4 protein-coding genes and 2 pseudogenes are annotated in these 7419 nt (G+C 51.0%); all 6 read right to left on the reverse strand.

What is annotated here, in order from left to right; translation table 11 throughout:
• Positions 1 to 475 (reverse strand): annotated as a pseudogene (locus AB5Y97_RS14135) (IS3-like element ISAeme20 family transposase); the annotation flags it as partial.
• Positions 476 to 493: 18 nt separating this feature from the next.
• A complete protein-coding gene (locus AB5Y97_RS14140; RefSeq protein WP_368158225.1) occupies positions 494 to 2836 on the reverse strand; it encodes a DEAD/DEAH box helicase in 2343 nt (780 codons plus the stop codon).
• Complete coding sequence (gene zorC / locus AB5Y97_RS14145) at positions 2833 to 4593, reverse strand: type I Zorya anti-phage system protein ZorC (RefSeq protein WP_041999544.1); 1761 nt, start codon at positions 4591 to 4593, stop codon at positions 2833 to 2835. Before zorC ends, AB5Y97_RS14140 begins: the two co-directional genes overlap by 4 nt.
• The gene (gene zorB1, locus AB5Y97_RS14150; protein WP_024946483.1) at positions 4593 to 5336 is read right to left on the reverse strand and encodes a type I Zorya anti-phage system protein ZorB1; all 744 of its coding nucleotides are present in this window, start codon (positions 5334 to 5336) and stop codon (positions 4593 to 4595) included. Before zorB1 ends, zorC begins: the two co-directional genes overlap by 1 nt.
• An 11-nt stretch (positions 5337 to 5347) precedes the next feature.
• Positions 5348 to 6928: an anti-phage ZorAB system protein ZorA gene (gene zorA / locus AB5Y97_RS14155; protein WP_368158228.1), complete on the reverse strand. Its 1581-nt coding sequence runs from the start codon at positions 6926 to 6928 to the stop codon at positions 5348 to 5350.
• Positions 6873 to 7419, reverse strand: a pseudogene (locus AB5Y97_RS14160) (IS3-like element ISAeme20 family transposase); the annotation flags it as partial. The pseudogene AB5Y97_RS14160 and the gene zorA, both read right to left, overlap by 56 nt.

The following is a 7419-nucleotide window of genomic DNA, read 5'->3' on the forward strand; positions in this document are numbered from 1 at the left end:
GTCTGGCGCGTCTTGCTGTGAGCAGCCCGAATGGCGACCTTGAGTCGTTCATCTTCTTGTTGGCGCTGTGACGGTGGACGCTGGCGCCAGTGGTAGAAGCCCGCACGAGAGACCTCCAGCACACGACAGATAACGGAAATGGGATAGATGTCCTTTTGGTTGGCTATCCACGCGTACTTGGCAGTGACTCCTGAGCAAAGTACGCGGCGGCCTTTTTTATGATGTCGCGCTCCATGTTGGCTTGTGCGAGAGCTTTGCGTAGCCGGGCCACTTCAGCCTCCAGCTCGGCGACAGAACGCGCTCCGGGAATGGCCGATGTATCCTTTCCTCCTTTGGCTGCGACCACCCAGTTGCTCAGTGTGCCTTTGGCAATACCCAACCTTCTGGCGGCTTCAGCTTGGCCAAGGCCTTGCTCCAACACCAGTCGAACCGCCTCTGCCCGAAACTCTGGTGAATAGTGTTCTCTCGATTTCATTCAATACCCCCGATTGTCTCATCGTAACAATCGGGACTGTCTGTGAAAATCAGGATACCTCAAGGTGTTTTCTACTGGAGTACCAGTACAAGCAATGCGAAACCTGGACTTCATGGCTTTAATAGCCCTAGTCACCATAGCTGCTGGATTTTTGATTTTTTGGGCTTCATCACAGATCACCATGGCCCATGACTGACGACCCAAGGAGATCTCTTGGGAACGCAGCGTCTCGTATGTGGTTAACACGATACGAGCCTCCTGTAACCAACCGGGACGCAACAGATTTGTTACACCCTGCTGACGCAATGATTCTGGGATTTCATAGCTGCGAAACTTTGCCTCTGATAGAGCATCACCGTAGAGCCGCATGACTGCAATGTCATCGGCATAGAAGAATTTACGCAATTCTGCTTCCCAGTTATCCAATAACGAAACCGGGGCTACGATAAGTACAGGATCACCACTTGGTTGACGTTCCAGATAATCAACCACAAAGGTAAGCAATTGGATCGTTTTTCCTAAACCCATGTCATCAGCTAAGAGGCAACCCGATACATGTTCTGGTGACAGCTCGAACAGATGCTGTAACCATGCCACACCGTGTAATTGGTGCTCACGCAGCGAGATTTCTGGCTTAAGCCTCTCCGGTAATGACGGGGAGGAAAGACGCGCCTGTTGAATCGCATCTTGTCGCCACTTGGCATAACCCACCTCGTCGATATTTTCTTCCACCAGCAAACCAATGCTGTTTTTCCTCATGGATTCTTGAACTGTTGGCTCTTCGCTCCGGATCTGCTTTCGCCATTCCTTTTGTATCTGCTCAGCCAAGCGCAATGGCACGGGTTGCTCAGATCCTGGCAAACAAAGATGCCCTGCTCCCTCTGCAAACGCCTCGTCAATACGCTTTGATAACTCATCCAGCGCCGCTGCATCGTCAAAATTGATCTGTGCGACAACATCACCCACTGACTCCTCAATTCCATTCGATTCGCTCGAAAGCCAATCCTGACCGGTTGTTCGGGTCAGGAAAGGAGATGATACTGGCACTACCTCGCCGAGACCGATAATGCGATCACCATAGCGAGAGAGTTCAAACAAAGAATCGAACAACTCTCCGGACACCTCTCGTTGCCAGCGATCTAGCAACTTTTCGATGTCCAACAATTGCTGCTCGTCAAAGTCGCCTAACTCCAGCTCAAAACCCTGCCAGAAACCTGCGCTCATACCAGCAGCCAGCTTAAAGCGCAGCTCCTGTACAAAAGGCGCAAATATTCCAGGTGAATTGAAACTCAGTGTTTCATCAGGGAGTGGCTCTCGGCTTATAGGGGAGAGATGCAGCAATACGGTGGCGATCTTCCCACTTTCGGCCTCGCATTTAGGTTCCAGACGAAAATGATGAAAATAGATCCCCGCATCGACAAGCGATTGCTCGTGCTGCTCTGGATCGAGTACCACGCTGGTCACTTCTCCCAGCAGGGCATAGGGATTGCGCAACAGGGACAACGCCGAATCCCCAGCCACCCTTCTCCCCGGTATCGCCTTGATGGCTTCGAGTACTTGCTTGATCTCAGGCTCTATCAACACATGAGCGATGGTGCCATCTGGTTGCGTGATACGGTATCTGTCCTGTACCCGTTGGGTAGCATCAAATGAGGAAAGGAACCCAACTGGTTGTTCAGGAAAATCAACGCCAACCTCAATGACAGGACAAGAGTCGATCTCTGCCTTACGTGGTCGCAAAGCCAGTCGCTGAGGTTTAACTACCACTGTCTTGGCAAGAAAACCATCCATGTCGGCATTAGCCGCTTTGGCAACACTGCGAATAACGGCCCACCCTTCATAGTTGGTCGCCTCACCCGGCTCATCCCTCTGACAACGAGCAAGGTCACGCAGAGACTCACAGAGCTGCCAGCTGGCTTCGTTCAGTAGACGTTGTCCCTTCTTCGTTGTTACCAACGCCCCCTGACGTTTTAACTCGACATGTTCTCCCGTTACTTCATCACTCCAGTGAGTAATCGCAACGGTGAACTGAGGATCGACCAAGCTGCCTCTGCATTCCAATTTGGGGCGTAGATCAGTACAGTGAGGCAGCGACAACAACGCCAGACTACTTTCATGATCGGCGTCGGCCATTAATCGATACATATCACGCCATGTCAGGAGCCAGCGGTCGCTAAGCACCGCAACGTACTCCTCCTCGGCAAGCTGCTCCAGATAGGCAACCAAGGCCCATCGCTCAGGCTCGCTCTGTATACGTTCGGCAAACACGATCCCTCTCTCATCCGCCTGCCAACATGGGCTGAGATCAACCGGATCATGCTTATTTTTCCCAAATTTGCTAAACCAACGTCCAAGCATCATTTTTTCCAAAACATAAACGGGCTGCCAGTTTTGACCACAAAACCATTGCGCCTCAGAAGCAAAATGTCATCTGTATTGCGCTGCTTGATCTCTATATGGAAAGCACCGCCCTTTTCACGATGATCCGTATAATGTCGCAGGTTTTCGCCTAACTGTTCGAGCAACAGAGCAAAATCAACTTTCCCCTTACCGCCTGAATGAATCACAACGGTCCGATCAGCAGGTGTGTTCACAACTTGGCTCTTTGATTCAGAATTGTTGCCAAGGGGAGCTTGAAATGATGGAACGCTTGGTTTGACAATTTTTGGTTTAACTACACGATTCCATAATTGATTGGCTCCCTGTGGGTTTGGAACAATACCAAGCAACCGTAACTCATCATCATATTTTTGCTGCCACCCCTCCATCGCATCGGGCTTTAATGGTTTGGGAACATGTATCCAACGCCCCTTCGCGAGGTTTTTTTGTTTCAAATCATGAGTTAAGTGCAATGTACTGGCATCAGGATTAAATCCGCAGGAGTTAGCTCGATATACATAACAGGCGTTTCCTGTGTGCGAAAACTCGACAAAGATGTAATCGCCAATCTGCATGATTACTGCGTTATCAGCTGGCGAGCCCCCAGATAAATCTCCTAGGCGGCCCTTATTTTGATCACGAAAACGGACAAACTCTCCATCTCGGTTTAATTGAGCATCACGTCCCATCACGATACGGGTATAACTCATCTGATCGGCAAAACGGAGCCAATAGAAGAGACGCGCCTGATCAACCTCGCCTTCACCTTTCAGCAAACTAAAAAAGTGCTGTAAATCCTGCTTGGCAAGCCATGCCCCCACCATGTCACATACCGGTTTATCCACATGGTGACGCCAGCGATTTTGATCGGATTTCAACTGGGGGTTCCCCCAGATCTCCAGACCAGCTTGTATCAAGTTGGCTTGTGGCTGCACATGACAGCTACAACCATGATATCGAGTGAGACAAGCAGCCATGATCTCGTCGGAATAACGCCGATTATTGATAGCCATCAGCGCTAACAACTCTGATAACCGGTCTAAAAACGTAGCTTCATCAAGTTCGGCAATTTTTTTCTGCACGACCGCGATAACTTGATGCCAAAGCCAACTTTCTGCTGGGATTTGGGCAAGAGTCTGTAGCTGAGTAAGATCTGTTACTGTCCCCTCAAATACCTGCTGTCCTAACCGTAAACCTGCTTCACTCTGAAAAAGTTCTTGATGCTCATCAACTACCCGCATCCAAGCTTTAAGCTTCTCCGGATTCCGTAGTACACGATAACCATCCCGGATATAAGTGCGCAGTTGTTGCCAGTTTTGGCTCTTCTCAGGCTCTATTGCCTCATAGCCAAAATAGCTGAAGCAGAGAGCAGTCCAATCCCGGCGAACCAACTCACGGCTATCGATGTGAGCAGATACATGCCTACTCACTCGTGGAAAGACCTTTTCATCATCTAGCAACTGCTTGCCTGCTTCAACGCAGTCAACAAGCCCTGCATATACCAACCGCCACTGCCGCCGGGTGAGCGGTTCATTACGTAGGAAGGCCGCCAGAGCGGCATGACGCTTCTCCTTCGGTGGTTCTGGAGCTGCCTCCGCTTGGTCAAACCTAGCCTCAACCTCAGATCTAGCTCGCTTCAAAGCCGAAAAGGAATGCAGAGTCCTCTCCTGATAGCGACCATTGACCCGCTCCACACTGGACTCCAAGATCGCCGTAAGACGGGAAATTGCATCCACCATCAGCGCATCTCCAACTGACAACGTTCAGCCGTCATCAGACCAGAAAACTGAGGTGCGCTCTCCGCCGCCTGCTGCTTGTCTTCCTTGAGCCCATAAAACTGCATGCGCAGCTCCACTCGACGACTTGCCTCTTTGCTGTCCTTGGCATTGTTAAAAGAAACACCGCCAGCCAAAAACAGGCTACGGATCTGCTGCTGGTGTTCGGCAGAAAGGGATTGCTGCAACTGGCTCCGTCCGTCAAGCAGTGCACACATTACCCACTCGGAACGCTGTAGCGACAAGTGGAGGTTATAGAGGTAAGAACCATCCGTATCGGTAAAACCTTCAACCACCACCTGTTTCATCCAACGTTGCCCCTCTGGGCTATCGGTAACATCCAGGATCAACGGCACCACGTCCTGCAATGCCTGCTGACCCTGTGGGTCTAGAAAATATTGGTTGTGACCAAAGCGACCGGCCTCCCCAAAGCTAATCCGGTTGTCACGACAGTCAACTTTAATGATGTTGCTCTTCTTTCGCGCCAGTATCTCCAAGCTTTGACAGATACGGGCAATATCCTGCCCTCTTTGCTTTTCTCCAGCCTCAACTTCGCGAATACGCTGGGTCACAGACGCAAGTGAAGCAACCATGACAACCAAGAACAACACCATCATGGCAGTCATCAGATCGGCATAAGATATCCAAAACGGCTTTTCCGCCTCATCGTTGCGACGCGAGGCCGGAGCGCCTTTCATCCCGAACATAAGTTAGCCCCTTAGCGCCGCACCTTGATAGACTCAAACAACTCGGAAAGATCCTCAATTCCTTCCTTCATATCAACGATACCACCAGCAAGCCCCTTCACCGCTTTGTCTAGCTCACTATCGAGACTTCCCATGGTCTTGACCAGATTACGATTCAACCCATCGGCAAACTCATTGAACCCTTTCGCTAGGGCATTGCCAATCTGGTCCAAATATTCTGTGGCCTCACGATTAAGGTCACGCATCCGCTCACCGTGTTGCCTGAGATCGTTAATTAGTTGTGCTCGCTGGCTTTGTTCGCTCTGCGCTCCGGCGACTACGGACTCGATGGTGGCCAAAACTTTGGCCGCAGACTCTCGATGATTGCGGTATTCACCAATAATGGTTGTGAGCTCACGGGAAGCTACCGCCAGCTCTCCACCGACTTGCTGCACCGACCCCAATACTTTGGCAGTGGTCTCACCCGCTTGCACCACACTGCTGCCCGCGGTGTCGAATCGATCCGCAGCAAGGCGCATCTTGTCTGCCCCTTGTGCCATTTGCTGCAAGTGCTCTCTAGTTTGCAAGCCAAGAAGGTCAATGACTTCCTGTGCCTCTTTGCGCTGCTGCTCGACCAATTGCAGCGTCTCTCTAAGCTGCTTATCCAACCCACCAATAACCGTTTCAGTTGTATTCCTGATATCCGCCTGTGCCAAGCGATGCTGTGCATCCATTCCTTCTTGGTTAGCGTTAAAGGTCTGGAACATCTGATTAAGTTGTGAGCCCAGCTGAGTCAAGTTTGTGGACATGTTGGTCATGACCTCTTCTTGCCCTTGGCCAATACTCCGCTGGCTCTGTTCAATAAAGCTATTCAGGTGTTCGGCTATCTGTTGCTGACGGGCCTCACTCTCGGCAAACAATCTCTCCAATTGGTGAGCTATGCGTTCACTGGCATCCTCGCCCGAGCTTCCCATTCGCTCTACCGCCGCCTGCATTTTTGACAACATCTCGTTCATGCCATTCTGCATACTGGCTTGACCAGCCTGCATGTCTGTAAGCAGTTGCGCGATGACTGTGGCACTTTGCTGAGAAGAGGACTCGCCAGCTCGCCGCATATCGTCCACCAATGCCACAAAGCCTTGCTGCATGGACTGCATTGCAGTTACTGACTGACCGAGCATTTCATGCAAACCGCTGAACTGTTGACCGAAAGATGCATCTAGTTTGCTCATGAAGGCACTCAGTACATCCGTCAATAGATGCTGAACTTGGCCTGACTGATCGCCACTTGCCTGCTTCACTGAACCAGCAATTTTTTCCAAGGGATCTTTAAGACTATCTTCGATGGAGCGACCGATCTGGGTAGCCAAAGATGTGCCAACCTCTTGATAAGAGGTTGAGAGGGTATTGGCCAGTTTGAGATTTTCCTGAACCTGGGTATCAACCAGATTTTGCATCATGGTGCGTAGATCACTGACCAAGCTGTCTTTCAGTTGTCGTGCATTAACTGCACTTTCATTGCTGTGAGGTGTCCTGACAAGATCGGACAGTCCCGGATCAAGCAGCCTGAGCAGTTCTCCAATACCTCTTGTTAAACTCCGCCGGGCTGACATTGCCAAGTCGTGAATGCCGACGCTGGCGGTTGTAAAAAATCTCTATGTATTCCTGAATCGCTGCCTTGGCCTCCGCTCTCGTCTCGAATCTATGGTGGTGAACCAGTTCATTTTTAAGAGACCCCCAGAAGCTTTCTATCGGGGCATTGTCGAAGCAGTTCCCCTTGCGTGACATGGAGGTCTGCATGCCAAATTGTACCTGGAGAGCCCGGTAAGCCTTGGCACAGTACTGACTGCCCCGGTCTGTGTGATGAATAAGCCCAACGGGTGGCCTCTTCTGCTGCACAGCCCGAAACAGCGCCTGACTGACCAACCCGGTGGTCATTCGCTCTCCCATCGCATAACCCACTATCTCACAGGTAAACACATCCTTGAGACCAGCCAGATAAAGCCAGCCTTCGTCGGTGGCAATATAGGTGATATCACCGGTCCAGACTTCGTTGGGCTTCGTCGGCGCAAAGACCTGACCAAGGAGATTCTCCGCCACGGGC

This window comes from Aeromonas sp. R10-2 (assembly GCF_040908445.1).
GTDB classification, from domain to species: domain Bacteria; phylum Pseudomonadota; class Gammaproteobacteria; order Enterobacterales; family Aeromonadaceae; genus Aeromonas; species Aeromonas veronii.